Source organism: Amycolatopsis sp. NPDC041971 (genome assembly GCF_055588925.1).
The window spans coordinates 247,432-262,516 of the sequence record NZ_JBVJCE010000010.1; the positions used below are offsets into that span (position 1 = coordinate 247,432).

General features: G+C 69.5%; 14 protein-coding genes. 8 read left to right on the forward strand and 6 right to left on the reverse strand.

What is annotated here, in order from left to right; all coding sequences use genetic code 11:
* The first annotated feature begins 226 nt into the window (after positions 1 to 226).
* Positions 227 to 1,258 carry a DUF4073 domain-containing protein gene (locus ACZ6DT_RS21325; RefSeq protein WP_465597813.1) on the forward strand — a complete coding sequence of 344 codons (1,032 nt, stop codon included), beginning with the start codon at positions 227 to 229 and terminating at the stop codon, positions 1,256 to 1,258.
* 118 nt (positions 1,259 to 1,376) lie between these two features.
* Here the strand turns inward: ACZ6DT_RS21325 and ACZ6DT_RS21330 are convergent, their stop codons facing one another.
* From ACZ6DT_RS21330 to ACZ6DT_RS21340, 3 genes are all read right to left on the reverse strand, one after another.
* Positions 1,377 to 2,462: an iron-siderophore ABC transporter substrate-binding protein gene (locus ACZ6DT_RS21330; protein ID WP_465597816.1), complete on the reverse strand. Its 1,086-nt coding sequence runs from the start codon at positions 2,460 to 2,462 to the stop codon at positions 1,377 to 1,379.
* A 113-nt stretch (positions 2,463 to 2,575) separates the two neighbouring features.
* A complete protein-coding gene (locus tag ACZ6DT_RS21335) occupies positions 2,576 to 4,333 on the reverse strand; it encodes an ABC transporter ATP-binding protein (RefSeq protein WP_465597819.1) in 1,758 nt (585 codons plus the stop codon).
* On the reverse strand, positions 4,330 to 6,015 hold the full coding sequence (locus tag ACZ6DT_RS21340) for an ABC transporter ATP-binding protein (protein WP_465597822.1): 1,686 nt from the start codon (positions 6,013 to 6,015) through the stop codon (positions 4,330 to 4,332). Before ACZ6DT_RS21340 ends, ACZ6DT_RS21335 begins: the two co-directional genes overlap by 4 nt.
* A gap of 104 nt (positions 6,016 to 6,119) precedes the next feature.
* Between ACZ6DT_RS21340 and ACZ6DT_RS21345 the strand changes: the two genes are divergently transcribed.
* Together ACZ6DT_RS21345 and ACZ6DT_RS21350 are read left to right on the forward strand one after the other, a co-directional pair.
* A complete protein-coding gene (locus ACZ6DT_RS21345; RefSeq protein ID WP_465597825.1) occupies positions 6,120 to 7,163 on the forward strand; it encodes a FecCD family ABC transporter permease in 1,044 nt (347 codons plus the stop codon).
* 23 nt (positions 7,164 to 7,186) lie between these two features.
* Positions 7,187 to 8,224 (forward strand): FecCD family ABC transporter permease, encoded by a 1,038-nt coding sequence (locus ACZ6DT_RS21350; protein WP_465597828.1) that lies wholly within the window; start codon positions 7,187 to 7,189, stop codon positions 8,222 to 8,224.
* Here the strand turns inward: ACZ6DT_RS21350 and ACZ6DT_RS21355 are convergent.
* The gene (locus tag ACZ6DT_RS21355) at positions 8,205 to 9,056 is read right to left on the reverse strand and encodes a DMT family transporter (RefSeq protein WP_465597830.1); all 852 of its coding nucleotides are present in this window, start codon (positions 9,054 to 9,056) and stop codon (positions 8,205 to 8,207) included. The genes ACZ6DT_RS21350 and ACZ6DT_RS21355 overlap by 20 nt on opposite strands.
* Positions 9,057 to 9,098: 42 nt before the next feature.
* On the opposite strand from ACZ6DT_RS21355, the gene ACZ6DT_RS21360 reads away from it, so the two are divergent.
* Together ACZ6DT_RS21360 and ACZ6DT_RS21365 are read left to right on the forward strand one after the other, a co-directional pair.
* A complete protein-coding gene (locus tag ACZ6DT_RS21360) occupies positions 9,099 to 9,623 on the forward strand; it encodes a DinB family protein (RefSeq protein ID WP_465597833.1) in 525 nt (174 codons plus the stop codon).
* Between the two features lie 17 nt (positions 9,624 to 9,640).
* Positions 9,641 to 10,351 (forward strand): MBL fold metallo-hydrolase, encoded by a 711-nt coding sequence (locus tag ACZ6DT_RS21365; protein ID WP_465597836.1) that lies wholly within the window; start codon positions 9,641 to 9,643, stop codon positions 10,349 to 10,351.
* Positions 10,352 to 10,661: 310 nt separating this feature from the next.
* Here ACZ6DT_RS21365 and ACZ6DT_RS21370 read toward each other — a convergent pair whose 3' ends face one another.
* Positions 10,662 to 11,429, reverse strand: coding sequence for an IclR family transcriptional regulator (locus tag ACZ6DT_RS21370; RefSeq protein ID WP_465597839.1), 768 nt, complete (start codon positions 11,427 to 11,429; stop codon positions 10,662 to 10,664).
* Between the two features lie 41 nt (positions 11,430 to 11,470).
* On the opposite strand from ACZ6DT_RS21370, the gene ACZ6DT_RS21375 reads away from it, so the two are divergent.
* Entirely contained in the window at positions 11,471 to 12,373 is a 903-nt protein-coding gene (locus ACZ6DT_RS21375) for an acetaldehyde dehydrogenase (acetylating) (protein WP_465597842.1), read from the forward strand.
* A complete protein-coding gene (gene dmpG / locus ACZ6DT_RS21380; protein ID WP_465597845.1) occupies positions 12,370 to 13,404 on the forward strand; it encodes a 4-hydroxy-2-oxovalerate aldolase in 1,035 nt (344 codons plus the stop codon). The genes ACZ6DT_RS21375 and dmpG overlap by 4 nt, the downstream gene beginning before the upstream one ends.
* Here the strand turns inward: dmpG and ACZ6DT_RS21385 are convergent.
* Positions 13,395 to 13,988, reverse strand: coding sequence for a TetR/AcrR family transcriptional regulator (locus ACZ6DT_RS21385; protein ID WP_396561767.1), 594 nt, complete (start codon positions 13,986 to 13,988; stop codon positions 13,395 to 13,397). The two genes, dmpG and ACZ6DT_RS21385, sit on opposite strands and share 10 nt — an antisense overlap.
* Positions 13,989 to 14,078: 90 nt before the next feature.
* Here ACZ6DT_RS21385 and ACZ6DT_RS21390 point away from each other — a divergent pair, with 90 nt between their 5' ends.
* A complete protein-coding gene (locus ACZ6DT_RS21390; RefSeq protein ID WP_465597848.1) occupies positions 14,079 to 14,999 on the forward strand; it encodes an oxygenase MpaB family protein in 921 nt (306 codons plus the stop codon).
* Positions 15,000 to 15,085: the final 86 nt, after the last annotated feature.

The following is a 15,085-nucleotide window of genomic DNA, read 5'->3' on the forward strand; positions in this document are numbered from 1 at the left end:
CGGCCGGATCATGCGTGTCTGGAGCCGGATCTCGCGTGTCTCCGCCGGATGTGGAGAGTTCGCCTTCCCATCACGCGAGTTCCGTCTCCAAGCACGCGAGTTCCGTCTCCCGTCACGCGTGTGCGGTCTCCAATCACGCGAGTTCGCCTCAAGGGGGCCTGCACGGACTTGCGATGTTCAGAATCGCGACGAAATTCGGCCATAAAACGTGAGTAGCGTTCGGGTTATGGATCGAAGAGCGTTCATGGTGGCCGCCGGTGGCGCGGCGGCAGGGGCAGCGATGCTGCCAGGCGAGGCGGAGGCGCAACCCCAGGGGCAAGCGAAGTGGGGGCCGCACTGGCCAGTCGTCCGCTTCAACGTCCTCAGCGACATCCAGGGTGACCTCACCGACTTCGGCAAGGCGCTCGACGACCTGCATGCGATCAACCCGGGCAGTGCGGGACTCGGTATCGCGGGGGATCTCACCCCACGCGGCTACGACTTCGAGTACGCCCAGCTTCGCTCGACCTTCGACAAGCACCCGCATCCGCGCGAGGTCGCGTGGGCCATCGGCAACCACGAGTTCTACGTCCCGAAATGGCGGGATCCCGACACCCTCGCCCAGGAGACCTGGCCCAACGGGACGACCGAGGACTCCCTCTTCCGCAGCTTCTACCGGTTCGCGGGCCGCAACACCGTCTACTCCGAAACGTCGTTCGGCGGTGTGCCGGTGCTCTGTCTCGGAACCGAGCAGTACGCGAAGTACCACGACCCCAAACTGTGGGACGAGGTCTGGATCAGCGACCGGCAGTTCACCTGGCTCGAACAGCGCCTCCGGTACTGGTCGAACCGGCGCAAACCGGTGATGGTGCTGACGCATCATCCGCTGCCCAACACCGTTTCCGGCACGCACAACAAGCTTTACCGGTCCGATTACCTCCAGCCCGACAGGCTGCTTTCGATCCTCGGCCGCCACCGGGACGTGTTCCTCTTCTCCGGGCACACGCACTGGGATCTCAATCTGTCGGACTGGGTGGTCCGCCGGGTGGTCCCGGGCACCGGCAATCTCGAAGGGTTCACCGTCGTCAACACCGCCGCGGTGCAGACCGGCTGGACGGATGACGGCAAAGGCGGGGAAGTGTCCCTCGGCGGCGCGTTCAACCAGGGGCTGCAGGTCGAGGTCTCGCCGGTCTCGGTGGTCGTCAAGGCCCGGGACTTCACCACGAAGACCTGGCTGAAGCAGATCACCGTTCCGCTGCACACTTTTTGGGGTTCGTGAGCGCCGCTAGTGACGGGATAAGTACATGAAGGGCCCCCTTCCTTGCGTCAGGCGCGAGGAAGGGGGCCTTCATGTACCCGGATCAGCCGAGAGAAGTCCCTTTCCGTCGGGGAACGGCTCAGCCGGTCGGTTTGACCTCGGACTTCGGGTCACCGTCGACCGCGGCGGCGAGCTGCGGGACGATCCGGTCGATCACGTACGGCAGGCTGAGCACGGTCACGAAGGAGACCGCGCTGCCATAGGTGCCCTCGTTCTCGATGAAGACCTCGCGCTTTTCCTTCGACACCTTCAGGCCGCTGTAGAGCGCGTCCTTGCCGAGGATCTCCTGCGCCTTGGCCGGGGTGTCGATGAGCCACACGAGCGCGTCGCGGTCGAGCAGGTCGGTCCGCTCGGCGCTGAGGCTCTTGCCGAACTTGTCACCGATGGCGGCGTCGAGGTCGGCGGGCAGCTTGAAGCCCAGCGATTCGAGGATGTGCGAGCGCCCGTCCTGGCTGCCGTAGACGAAATAGCCTTCGTAGGTCGACGCCATCAGGGCCGACTTGCCCGCGAACTCCGGGTGCTCCTTGCGAGCCTGGGCGAACTTGTCCTCGACGCCCTTGACCAGCTCGTTCGCCTTCGTGGCGCGTCCGACGGCCTGGCCGACCTTCTTGGTCGCCTCGTTCCAGGGGATGCCGTAGTCGTTGTACTCTTTGGGCTGCGCGACGACCGGGGCGCCGAGCCGGCTCAGCTTGTCGTACTGCTCCTTGGTGAGCCCGGAGTACAGCGCGATGATCAGATCCGGCTTGAGCGCGGCGATCTTCTCGTACTGTGGCCCGTCCACGTCCTTGAGGACCTCGGGCAGCGCGGCGCCGGCGAGCTTGTCGGTCGCCCACGGGCCGATGGTCCCGGGGAACTTGCCCAGCCACTCGGTGACACCGACCGGGACCACGCCGAGTGCGAGCAACGCGTCCTGTTCGGTCAGACCGACCGTGACGACGCGCTTGGGCTCCTGGGTGATGGTGGTGCTGCCGTACTTGTGCTCGATCGTCGTCGGGAACGCGTTCGCGTCCACCGCGGAGCCGGCGGAGTTCTGCGCGGCCGGCGTGGCCGACTCGCCGCCCCCTCCGCACGCGGTGAGCGAGGCGGCCAGCACCAGAGTGGACGCCAGCAGGCCGGCGGTCTTCAGGCGCCCGCGCACGGCGGAGAGAGTGGGGATTCGGGCCATCGTCCGTCCTTCGTGATCAGCGGTCCGGAGAAAGGCCGGGTTGATCGAGAATCAGGTTTGGCTAACCTAAGACGACGATGGGCCGATTGCAACCGGTGACGGTGCGTCCCGGGTCACGTCCGTGAACGGTTGTCCGACCAGGCCGCCCAAAGCGTTGCGTACTGACCACCGGAGGCCACGAGTTCGTCGTGTGTCCCGCTTTCGACGATCGCACCCGCGTCGAGTACGACGACACGGTCCGACGCCGCGGCCTGCGTCAGCCGGTGCGCGACGACGAGACCGGTCCGGCCTTCCAATGCGGCGGCCGCGGCGGCTTCGAGGGTTTTCGCGCCCGCGCTCCCGGCCTCGGCGGTGGCTTCGTCGAGGATCGCGATCAGCGGGTCCGCGAGGACCAGCCTGGCCAGCGCCAGCTGCTGGGATTGGGTGACGGTCAGCTGGTGCCCGCCTTCGCCGACGACGGTCGCGAGAGCTTCGTCCAGCGCCTCGGCCCAGCCGCGCGCGCCGACTTTTTCCAATGCCGCCAACAACTCCGCGTCGGTCGCGCCGGGACGGGCGAGCCGGAGGTCGTCCGCCAGCGAACCGGCGAAGACGTGCACCTCCTGGCTGATCAGCGCGACGGCCTGCCGGGTGGCGGACGGCCCGAGCTCGTCGAGCGGAACCCCGCCGACGGCGATCGTCCCGGAGTCCGGGGTGTGGATCCCGGCGATCAGCTTGGCCAGCGTCGTCTTCCCGGCCCCGCTCGCGCCGACCAGCGCGACCCGTTCACCGGGGGAGAGGCTGAGGTCGACGTCCCGCAGCACCGGGTGTCCGTCGACATAGGAATGACAGAGGCCTGCCGCCTTCACTGACGCGTCAACGGGTTTCGCGGGCAGCTCGGGTTCGCGCGGGGCGGGCAGGTCGGCGACGCCGATCAACCGGGCGAGGCTCGCGGCGGCCGCTTGCGCGTCGTCCACCAGCGCCAGCGCGCTGTTGATCGGACCGAACAGGCTGTGGAAGTACAACGCCGCCGCCGTCGCCGCGCCGACGGTCACCGCGTCGGCGCCCACCAGTAGAAAACCGGCCGCGAGCACGGCCGAGAGCCCCACGAACTCGGCCAGGTTGAGCCGGGCGAAGAACTTCGTCATCAGCCGGACACCGCGCAGCATCAGGTCCATCGCACCCTCGGACCGCTGCCGGACCCGCTCCACATGGGCGTCGGCGAGCCGGAACGCCCGAACGGTCTTCGCGCCGCCGATCGTGTCGAGCAGTTGCTGCTGCTGCGAACCGGTCGCGATCCGCTGTTTCGCGTACAACGGCACGGCGTTGCGGACGTACCAGCGCACGGTGTGCAGCTGGATCGGCGTCGCCAGCAGCGCGGCCAGGAGGAACCGCCAATCGAGGACGGCGAGCGCGCCGAGGGTCAGCACGATGGTGAGCACCGAGCGGCCCAGTTCGGGCAGGGCCTCGCGGACCGCCCTCGCGACCACCGCGACGTCGTTGGTGACGCGCGCGGTCAGGTCGCCGGAACCCGCGCGTTCGACCTGTTCCAGCGGGAGACCGAGCGCTCGGTCGACGAACCGCTCACGCAGTTCCGCCAGCAGCGTTTCGCCGAGCTTCGCGGTCAGCGAAACACCCAGCGCCGTCGCGATCGCCTGCCCGACGGCGACCAGGACCAGCGCCACCACGGGGGTGGTCAGTTCGGTCGCGGGCCGTTTTTCGATGACCAGGTCGACGATATGGCCGAGCAGGCGAGCGGTGAGCAATCCGATCGCGGTCGCGGCGACGAGCATCGCCAGCGCGCCGGCGGCACGGGCCTTCGAGGTGCGGAGCAGTTCACCGAGGACGGCGCGGATCCGCCTGCCGTCGGCGGTGGGGAGCAGTTGGCGGGTCATGACAGCACGGCCGCGCGGTAGTCGGCGCGGTCGCGGGCGAGTTCGGCGTGGCCGCCCTCGCCGATGATCCGGCCGCCGTCGAGGACGACGACGCGGTCCGTCACGGCGAGCAGGGCGGGGCTCGTGGTCACCAGGATCGTGGTCCGTCCTCGTCGTAGCCGGGCGAGCCCGGCGGCGATCTTCGCCTCGGTCACCGTGTCCACCGCCGTCGTCGGGTCGTGGACGACGAGCACCGGCGCGTCCGCGGCGAGCGCACGGGCGAGCGCGACCCGTTGCCGCTGCCCGCCGGAGAGGGAACGCCCGCGTTCGGTGACCGCGGTCGCGGTGCCCTCCGGCAGTGCCGCCGCGACCTCGTCCGCCGCCGACGCGGCCAGCGCCTCACCGGATTCGCGGCCACCGGCGTGGACGTTCTCCGCCAGCGTTCCTTCGAACAGGTCCGCGTCGTGCGCGGCGACCAGGACGACCTCCCGTACCCGTTCAGGGTCCACAGTGGACAGGTCGACACCGTCGACGTGGACCTTGCCCTCGGCGGGATCGCTTGCCCGGCCGAGGCAGTCGAGCAGATCGGTCGCGGCGGCCGGATCGGCGGCGACGACACCGATCAGCTGTCCGGCCGGGATGTCGAGGTCGACCCCGCGGAGGCCGCGGTACGAGACCTCGGTGAACTTGACGTTCCCGCCGGCGGGGGACGGGAGTTCGCCGTCACCCGGTTCGACCGTCACCGGCATGGCCAGCAGGTCGGCGACCCGGGACGCCGACGCGCGGCCCTGCGCCAGTTCTCCGTTGACCCACGAGAAGATCAGGAACGGGGTAAGCAGGAATTGAGCGAGCCCCACCGCGGCGACGAGGTCGCCGACGCTGATCGATCCCGACGCCGCGAGCCGCCCGCCGACGAGGGCGACGACCGCGATGAAGACGCCGGTCAGCGCGAGCACCGCGCCGTCGTGCCAGGCCTTCGCCCGCGCGGCGCGCAAGGTCGCCTTGAGCGAGTTCTGGCTGGTGTCGCGATAGCGGGCGACGGCGGCCGGTTCGGCGCCGATGCCCTTGAGCACCCGCAGGCCGGAGACCAGATCCGTGGCGACCCCCGAAGCGTGCGCGGAACGCTCCTGCTCGGCCTCGCTGCGGCGTTCCAGCGGCTTGCCGATGAGATGCGCCAGGTACAGCAGCGGCGGCGTGCCCAGGAGCACGAGGAGTCCCAGCGGAAGCGAGATGCGCACCAGGGCCACGGCGCTGACCAGTACCCCGGCGAGCGCGGCGACCCCGAACGGCAGCGCCGCGTTCACCACCCCGACGCGCTGCGCGTCGCTGGTGCCGATGTTGACCAGTTCACCCGCCAGCTTGCCGTTTTCGGCGCCGCCGCCGGGATGCAGGACGCGACGGCTGATCGCGATGCGGAGGTCGTGCGCCGCCCGCAGCGAGGCGCCTTCGGCCGCGCGCGCGGCGAACCGGTAGCTGTAGGACAGTCCCGCGAAGACCACGCCGAGCACGGCGAGCCAGAACACGAGCGTGCCCACGGAACCGCCGGCGACCGCCTGGTCGATCACCACCCCGATGATCACCGGGACGAGTGCTTCACCGCCTTGGTGTCCGACGGCGAGCACGGCAGCGAGCGTGACTCGACGCCGCTGCCCGGAGATGGCCTGGCGCAGGACGCTCCGGCTGGTGGTGGCCGTTGCGGACACCGGCGCCTCCGTAGTTCGGGGGTAGGTAAGGCTAGTCTAAGTAAGTAGCTCATTGAGGTGAACTCCGGCGTTCGGTTAGCCTCGCCTCACTCGAAGGAGGTTTCGTGGTCGTCACCGAACGCGCGCCCGCCACGTCGTCCCCGCCCAGCGCGGCGGCCCGGACGTTCCGCGCGGGCGGTCTGGTGCTCGGGCTCGCCTTGCTGGCGCTGGTGTTCCTGCTCGGTATCTGGGTGGGGTCGAAGAGCATCCCGTTCACCTCCACCTGGACGGTGCTGTGGCACAACGACGGCTCGACCGAAGCGGTGATCATCCACGACCTCCGCATCCCGCGGACCCTGCTGGGCGTGGTCGTCGGCGTGGCGCTGGGCCTGGCGGGCGCGGTGATGCAGGCGCTCACCCGGAACCCGCTCGCCGACCCCGGCCTGCTCGGGGTCAACACCGGTGCCTCGGCCGCGGTCGTGTCGGGCATCGCGTTCGTCGGGGTCACCGGTGTACTCGGCTACATCTGGTTCGCCTTCGCCGGGGCGGCGATCGCGTCGGTCGTGGTGTACGTCCTCGGCTCGGCGGGCCGCAGCGCCACCCCGGACCGGCTCGTGCTCGCGGGTTCTGCCGTGATGGCGGTGCTCCAGGCCTACATTGTCGGGATCCTGCTGCTGATGCCGGAGACGTTCAACCAGTTCCGCTTCTGGAACGTCGGTTCGCTCAGCGGCCGCAAATGGGATGTGTTCTGGCAGATCTCGCCGTTCGTGGCGGTCGGCGCGGTCATCGCGCTGCTGCTCGCCCGGCCGCTCAACGTCCTCGCGCTCGGTGACCAGACCGGCAGGGCACTCGGCGCCCACGTCGGCCGCACCCGGGTGCTGGGCGCCATCGTGGTGACCCTGCTCTGCGGCGCGGGTACCGCGGCCATCGGGCCGGTCCTGTTCCTCGGGCTCGCCGTGCCGCACGCCGCGCGCATGCTGGTCGGTCCGGACCAGCGCTGGGTCCTGCCGTACTCGATGCTGCTCGCGCCGATCGCGCTGATCGGCGCCGACGTCGTCGGCCGCGTGCTGAACCCGCCGGAGGAACTGCAGGCCGGCATCGTGGTCGCGTTCCTCGGCGCGCCGGTGTTCATCGCGCTCTGCCGCCGCCGGAAGCCGGCCCGCCTGTGACCGCGATCAAGGAGCGCCCACCGATGAGCACCCGCGTCCTGCGCACTCCGGGCGGCGGACTGTCCCTGCGTGTCACCCCGCGGGCGGCGGTCGTCGTCACGCTGCTGGCCGTGGCCGTGTTCTTCGTCGGCGCGGTCAGCATGACCACCGGCGACTACCCGTTGTCCGTCGGTGAGGTCATCCAGACGCTGTTCGGCTTCGGCGACCGGAGCACCGAGTTCATCGTGACCACCCTGCGGCTGCCGCGGCTGCTGACCGCGTTGCTGGTCGGCGGCGCGCTCGCGGTCAGCGGCGCGATCCTGCAGAGCCTGTCCGGGAATCCCTTGGGCAGTCCCGATTTCATCGGCTTCACCCAAGGCGCCGCCGCGGGGGCACTGCTGACGATCATCGTGGTGCACGGCGGCATGCTTCAGGTGTCGTTCGGTGCGCTGGTCGGCGGCGTCGTCACCGCGGCCTTGATCGCGCTGCTCGCGCTGAACGGCGGCGTGCACACGTTCCGGCTGATCCTCGTCGGCATCGGGGTGAACGCGATGCTCCTCGCCTTCAACTCGTACCTGATCACCAGGGCCGCCTGGCAGGACGGCCTGGCGGCGCAGGCATGGCTGGTCGGCGGGCTCAACGGACGCGGCTGGGAGCACGTCGTCCCGGTCGCGATCGCCATCGCCGTCCTGCTCCCGCCCGCCTTGGTCTACGGCAGAAGACTTTCCCTGCTGGAGATGGGTGACGACTCCGCCAAGGGACTGGGCGTGCCGGTGCAGCGGAGCCGGATCGTGCTCCTCGGGGTCAGCGTCGGGCTGTGCTCCATCGCCACGGCCGCCACCGGCCCGATCGCGTTCCTGGCGCTCGCCGCGCCTCAGCTGGCGAAGCGGCTGACGCGGTCTTCGGGACCAGGGCTCGCCGCGGCCGCGCTGATGGGCATGCTCCTGCTGGTGACGAGCGATCTGATCACCCAGCAGCTCCTCGCCGGTCTGCCCGTCGGCCTGGTGACCGGGGCGATCGGCGGGCTGTACCTGGCCTGGCTGCTGGTGTCCCGGCGCGGGATCAGCCGAGCTGCGCGCTGACCGGTTCGATCGGCGCGGGCTCGCCGAAGCGGGCCAGCGCCAGCGCCGCCGACACCGCGAGCACGAACCCGACCGCCGCCAGGGCCGCGAACCCCGGTCGCGTGGTGTCGCCCAGCACGAGAATTCCGATCAGGGAAGGGAAGACGGTCTCGCCGATCACCATCATCGCGGTCGAGGTGGTGACACTGCCGCGTTGCAACGCGGTGGCGTAGAACAACATCGCCAGCGCGCCCGCCACGACCAAGGTGTAGACGGCGGGGTCGGTCAGCAGCTCCAGCGGGGCGAGGCTGGTGAGCACGCGGCCGGAAAGGGCGACCACGCCGAAGCACAGTCCCGCGATCAGGCCCAGCGCCGGTGTCCGGATCCGCCGCGGCGCGCGGCCGGCGAACATCCCCGCCGTGCCGAGTACGACCACCGCGCCGATCAGCACGAGCCGGAAACCCGGGCCGGTCGCCGACGAGCCCTCGCTCTCCGCCGACATGCCGAGCAACGCGAGCCCGGCGCAGACGACCGCGACCGCCGTCCACTCGCGACGTCCCAACCGGACACCGAGCGTCCTCGCCGCGACCGCGGTCACGGCGAGGCTTCCCGCCAACGCCGCCTGGACCACGAACAGCGGCAGCACCCGCAGGGCGGCGAGTTGGGCGACGAACCCGATCACGTCCAGCGCCAGACCCGCGACGAACTTCCACTGCCGCAACACCCGCATGAGCAGCCGGGGATCGACGCGGTCCTCGGTGCCCGAGGTCGCTTTCGCGGCGATCGCTTGCATCACCGAAGCGACGCCGTACGCACAGGCCGCGAAGAACGCGCAAACCAATCCCCACCACATGGATCATCAGCCTAGACCCGTTCCGCTGTGTACAGTGGCCATATGTCGAACACGAGTTCGAGTGCCGCCGAGCCGGTGGCGCGAGCCTGGCCGGACGGGATCGCCGAGGACGAAGCCGGGATCCAGTGGGACTTCCTGCGCTTCCTCCGCGCCACCGCGGTGAACAAGGTCGCCGGGCTGACCAGGGAGCAGGCGGCCGCGACGCCGCTGCCGGCGTCCCAGCGGATGAGCGCGCTGGGACTGCTCAAGCATTTGACCGCCGTGGAGCGCTGGTGGCTCTCGATCGAAGCGGGCGGCGCCGAGCTGCCTTCGCTGTGGGACGGCTCACCGGATCCGAGCTGGAACCTGACCGAGGACGACGACCCGCGTTCGGTCGTCGAGGCGTACCGCGCCGAGTGGGCGCTCTCGGAGTCGTCGCTGGCCGGGGTCTCGCCGGACGACCGGGCGCGCCGCTCGGGGGAGTTCACCGTCCGCTGGGTGCTCGCGCACGTCGTTCAGGAGACCGCGCGGCACGTCGGGCATCTGGACATCCTGCGGGAGCTGGCCGACGGAACCACGGGCGAGTAGCGCCGTAAGGTGTGCGCATGGCTGACAGGCTGTACTTCCGGCAATTGCTCGCGGGCCGTGACTTCGCGGTGGGGGATCCGGTCGCGACACAGATGGTCAACTTCGCCTATCTGATCGGCGACCGGGAGACGAACGAGGCCGTCATCGTCGACCCGGCGTACGCCGTCGGCGATCTGCTCGACCTGCTGGAAGCCGACGGTATGCGGCTGACCGGCGTGCTCGCGACCCATCATCACCCAGACCACGTCGGCGGCGAGATGATGGGCTTCTCGCTGCCGGGGATCGCGGAGCTGCTGGAGCGCGTCCAGGTACCGATCCACGTCAATACCGCCGAAGCCGAATGGGTCCGCCGGATCACCGGCGTCTCGGAGACCGATCTGCGCTCGCACGAACACGACGAGGTCCTCGAGGTCGGCGCCGTGCCGATCCGGCTGCTGCACACGCCGGGACACACGCCCGGCAGCCAGTGCTTCCTGGTCGACGGGCGGCTGGTCTCCGGTGACACGCTGTTCCTCGAAGGCTGCGGCCGGACCGATTTCCCCGGCGGTGACGCGGACGCGATCTACCGGAGCCTGCAATGGCTGGCGGGGCTGGACGGGGATCCGGTCGTCTACCCGGGTCACCAGTACTCGGCCGAGCCGTCGGCGAACCTTTCGCGGGTGAAGGACACGAACTTCGTGTACCGGCCCAAGTCGCTGGAGGAATGGCGGCTGATGTTCGGCGGCTGAGCCTTCCCCATCGCCGCATTTAGTCCTCTGAATGCGGGGAGTGGCACGGGGGTCGTGAGTGGCAAATCGTGTTCTAACCCGAATCGCCACTCACGACCCCGCCGTGGGCACGCTCATCGGAAGCCCTGAGCCGGACCTACCGCCCGCCTGGACCTACCTCCACCGCGCCACCGTTTCCGCGTTCAGAGGACTAAATGCGCCGGGGCTAAATGCGCGGGAGGCGAGCCACCGGCGCTTCTGGCGGAGGCGTACTGGTTCGGCGAAGGCGTGCGGCCGGAACTGGTCGGGCGAGGGCTTCTCGCCTAAGCCTTCAGAGCGTGCGCGACAACGCCAAAGCGGCGGTCCGCACCGCGGGCGCGACCCGGTTGGTGTGCATGCGATTCGCCCAGCCGGAGATCGACAACGCCGCCACCGCCACCCCCTGCGCGTCGAGCAGCGGGCTCGCCGCGCACACGACACCGACGCCGGATTCCTCGCGTTCGAACGCGATTCCTTCAGCGTGGATCTTGGTGAGCTGACGGCGCAGCAGGCCGGCGGCGGTGATCGTCCGCACGCTGATCCGCGGCAACCCGGCGTCGATCACTTGTGTCACCACGGATTCCGGCGAGAACGCGAGGATCGCCTTGCCGACACCGGTGGCGTGCGCGGGAAAACGACCGCCGATCCGCGACGGCAGTGACGGCGCGTCGGGTCCTCGCAGGATGTCGAGATAGACGACTTCGTTGCCTTCCAGGACCGCCAGGTGCACGGTGTTCCTGGTCGCCTCGCGGAGATCGGCGAGATACGGCCGCGCCGCCTCGACCAGCCCGCGGCGCCGGACCGCCAGCTGGCCTATCTCGAACAGTTTTAGCCCGAGCCGCAGTGTCGTGTCCTCGCGTTCGAGCAGGCCGGTCGCGACCAGATGCCCGGTGAGCCGGTGGACGGTCGACTTCGCCAGTCCGGTCCGCCGCGCCAGTTCGGAAACGCCGAGCGCGTCGTCGCCGGGACGGAAGGCCGACAGCAGCGCGGAGATCCGGGCGGCGACGAGGCCGTCCGTTCCGGTTCGTTCCGGGTCGTCGTTCCGCCCAGCGGCACGCATGGGTTGAGTGTGCCCTATCCGCTCGGGGAGCGTCACCTGGTATGGCGCAACGGAAAGCGGTGGCCGCGATCGTCGGTCCCGGGAACATCGGCACCGACCTGCTCGCGAAGCTCAGGCGCAGCGAACACGTCGAGGTGCGGTACATGGTCGGCGTGGACCCGGACTCGGACGGGCTGGCCAAGGCCGCCGAGCTGGGATTGGAGACCTCCGCCGGTGGCGTCGACTGGCTGCTGTCGCGCGACGAACTGCCGGACCTGGTCTTCGAAGCGACCTCGGCGAAGGCACATCTGGCCAACGCGCCGCGCTACGCCACCGCCGGGATCCGCGCGATCGACCTGACGCCGGCCGCGATCGGCCCGTTCACCTGCCCCGCGGTTGGCCTGCCCGAACGGCTGGACGTGCCGAACGTCAACCTCATCACCTGCGGTGGTCAGGCCACGATCCCGATCGTGCACGCGGTGTCCCGGGTGACGCCGGTGCCCTACGCAGAGATCGTCGCGTCCGTTTCGTCGCGTTCGGCCGGGCCGGGCACTCGGGCGAACATCGACGAGTTCACCGCGACGACGGCGCGCGGGATCGAACTCGTCGGAGGAGCGAGCCGCGGCAAGGCGATCATCATCATCAATCCGGTCGAACCGCCGATGATCATGCGCGACACGGTGTTCTGCGCGATCGACCCGGACGCCGACTTCGACGTGGTGAGCGAATCCATCCACCGCATGGTCGAGACCGTTCAGGGTTACGTGCCGGGTTACACGCTCAAGGCGGATCCCCAATACGACCCTCCTCGGCCGGGCTGGAGCGGGCGGGCGCGGGTCGCGGTGTTCCTCGAGGTCGCCGGGAACGGTGACTTCCTGCCGAAGTACGCCGGGAACCTCGACATCATGACGGCCGCGGCCGCCCGGGTCGGCGATCTGCTGGCCACTCAGGAGGTGGCGGCATGAGCTGGGACGACGTGAACCGTGAGGTCCGGCTGGTCGACACGAGCCTGCGCGACGGCAGCCACGCGATGGCGCATCAGTTCACCGAGAAGAACGTACGCGACACCGTCCGGGCACTGGACGGCGCCGGGGTCTCGCTGATCGAGGTCAGCCACGGCGACGGTCTCGGCGGCTCGACGTTCAACTACGGCTTCTCCCTTGTGGACGAACGGAAGCTGATCGCCGCGGCGGTCAACGAGGCAAGCCACGCGAAGATCGCGGTACTGCTGCTGCCCGGCCTCGGCACGGTCGGTGACCTGAGGGTGGCGGCCGACCTCGGCGCGGGCGCGGTCCGGATCGCGACCCATTGCACCGAGGCCGACGTGTCCGTCCAGCATTTCGGCGCGGCACGCGACCTCGGGCTGGAAACGGTCGGATTTCTGATGCTGTCCCATATGTCCACGCCCGAGGCACTGGCGAAACAGGGCCGGATCATGGTCGACGCCGGCTGCCAGTGCGTCTATGTCGTCGACTCGGCCGGGGCCTTGATCCTGGAGGACGCGGGCGAACGCGTCGCCGCGCTGGTGGCGGAATTCGGGGACCAGGCGCAGGTCGGCTATCACGGACACCAGAACTTGAGCTTCGGCGTCGCGAACTCGATGCTCGCCTACCGGGCGGGCGCGCGGCAGATCGACGGTTCGCTCGTGGCGCTCGGCGCTGGTGCGGGAAACTCGCCGACCGAGGTCCTCGCGGCGACGTTCGAGCGGCTCGGGATCCGTACGGGCGTCGACAAGGACGTGCTGATGGACGCGGCCGAGAACGTCGTGAAGCCCTACATCACGCGGCTGCCGGTGATGGACCGCTCGTCGATCGTGCAGGGATTCGCCGGGGTGTACTCGAGTTTCCTTTTGCACGCGGAACGCGCCGCCGAGCGATACGACGTCCCCGCACACGAAATCCTCTATCGCGTCGGCGCCGCGAAATACGTGGGCGGTCAGGAGGACATGATCATCGACATCGCCCTGCAGCTGGTCGCCGAACGCGGTCAGGGTTGACGGTCGGCCCCGAGGACGAGGCGGACGCAGTGGTCGATCAGGCGCTCGCGGCTCACCTTGAGCGAGCCGTCGAGGTAGGCGATGAACACGTTGCTCAGCGCGCCGACCAGCCCGATCGACGTCATCTGCCGTTCGGCCGCGTCACCGTGGGACAGCTGCCCGCTGACCAGTTCGGCGAAGGAGGGGAGGAGCGCGATCCCGCGTGTGGTCAGCGCGGGATCGGTGATCGGCGCGAGCAGGAGCACGCGGCCTTTGCGCGGATCGTCGAGCATCAATTCGACGAAGGCGCGGACGGCGGCTTTCGCTCGTTCGGCGGGTTCGGCCGTGTCGCTGACGGCGTCGACGAGGGCTTGCCGCGCCTGCTCGCCGATGTGCTCGTAGACCGCGACGACCAGTTCCTCGCGGTCGGTGAAGCTCTCGTAGAAGTACCGCTCCGTCAGCTTGGCGTGGCGGCACACCGCGCGGACGCTCACCCCGGCGCTGCCTTGGGTGCCGAGCAGGTCGAGGCCCGCGTCGACGAGTTGTTCCCGCCGCGCGGCCTTGCGGTCGTCCAGGGTCGTGCCTGCCCAGCTCCGGCCGGCCATGATCGGCTCCTCTTGTTGACTACGGCCGTTGTCAACTTTAACCTGACAACAGTTGTGGTCAATTTAACCAGCTCAGTGAGGAGACCGGGGATGACACAGCCGCGGCCGCTCGGACCGGATTCGCTGACCTGGAAGTACTTCGGCGACTGGCGCGGGCTGCTCATCGCGCTCTGGGCCGGATCGATGCAGAACATGCACCCCGAGCTGGGCGCGGGCGTCGAGGAGCATTCGCGGTTCTTCGAGGAGCGCTGGCAACGGCTGTTCCGCTCGCTGTACCCGATCGGGGGAGTGATCTACGACGGCCCACGCGCCCGGCAGACCGCGCTGGAGGTGCGCGGCTACCACGATCGGATCAAGGGTGTCGACGAACGCGGGCGGCGCTATCACGCGCTCAACCCGGATACCTTCTACTGGGCGCATTCGACGTTCTTCGTGAGCGCGATCCTCATCGCCGACAACTTCTGCGGCGGGATCGGTGAGGTCGAGAAGCGGAAGCTGTTCGACGAGCACGTCCAGTGGTACGAGATGTACGGCATGAGCATGCGACCCGTGCCGGAGTCGTGGGAGGACTTCCAGCTGTACTGGAAGCGCATGTGCGAGGACGTGCTGGAGGACAACAAGGCTACTCGCGACGTCCTCGAGATCCAGGACATCGCCAAACCGCATTTCCTGCCCTGGTTGCCGGACTTCGCCTGGCACCTCGTCCGCGGGCACGTGGCGCGGAACTTCGTCTGGCTGACCGTCGGCCTCTACGACCCGCCGATCCGCGAACGGCTCGGCTACACCTGGACCGAACGTGACGAGCGGCGGCACCGCCGGCTCGGGAAACTGATCGACGCGGCGTTCAAACTCGTCCCGCGCGACCGCCGCTACCACCCGCGTGCCAGGGCGGGCTGGCGCCGGGAGCGTGGCGAACTGGCCCCGGACGCGCCATTGGTCGAGACTCCCGCGAGGAACCTTCCGCCGCTTTCGGAGCGGGGCAAACCCGAGCACTACTCCCCGAACGTCTAGGTGGTGGGGGGGGGGGGGGGGGGGGGGGGGGGGGGGGGGGGGGGGGGAGGGGCAGAAGCAGAAGAAAGGGTGCCAGATGCGAGGGG

Excerpts from the sequence above, each read along its gene's own strand:
- ACZ6DT_RS21335 (WP_465597819.1), bottom strand. The coding sequence starts at position 4,333 with ATGACCCGCCAACTGCTCCCCACCGCCGACGGCAGGCGGATCCGCGCC.
- ACZ6DT_RS21350 (WP_465597828.1), top strand. The coding sequence starts at position 7,187 with ATGAGCACCCGCGTCCTGCGCACTCCGGGCGGCGGACTGTCCCTGCGT.
- ACZ6DT_RS21385 (WP_396561767.1), bottom strand. The coding sequence starts at position 13,988 with ATGGCCGGCCGGAGCTGGGCAGGCACGACCCTGGACGACCGCAAGGCC.
- dmpG (WP_465597845.1), top strand. The coding sequence starts at position 12,370 with ATGAGCTGGGACGACGTGAACCGTGAGGTCCGGCTGGTCGACACGAGC.
- ACZ6DT_RS21370 (WP_465597839.1), bottom strand. The coding sequence starts at position 11,429 with ATGCGTGCCGCTGGGCGGAACGACGACCCGGAACGAACCGGAACGGAC.
- ACZ6DT_RS21360 (WP_465597833.1), top strand. The coding sequence starts at position 9,099 with ATGTCGAACACGAGTTCGAGTGCCGCCGAGCCGGTGGCGCGAGCCTGG.
- ACZ6DT_RS21330 (WP_465597816.1), bottom strand. The coding sequence starts at position 2,462 with ATGGCCCGAATCCCCACTCTCTCCGCCGTGCGCGGGCGCCTGAAGACC.
- ACZ6DT_RS21365 (WP_465597836.1), top strand. The coding sequence starts at position 9,641 with ATGGCTGACAGGCTGTACTTCCGGCAATTGCTCGCGGGCCGTGACTTC.
- ACZ6DT_RS21325 (WP_465597813.1), top strand. The coding sequence starts at position 227 with ATGGATCGAAGAGCGTTCATGGTGGCCGCCGGTGGCGCGGCGGCAGGG.
- ACZ6DT_RS21355 (WP_465597830.1), bottom strand. The coding sequence starts at position 9,056 with ATGTGGTGGGGATTGGTTTGCGCGTTCTTCGCGGCCTGTGCGTACGGC.
- ACZ6DT_RS21375 (WP_465597842.1), top strand. The coding sequence starts at position 11,471 with ATGGCGCAACGGAAAGCGGTGGCCGCGATCGTCGGTCCCGGGAACATC.
- ACZ6DT_RS21390 (WP_465597848.1), top strand. The coding sequence starts at position 14,079 with ATGACACAGCCGCGGCCGCTCGGACCGGATTCGCTGACCTGGAAGTAC.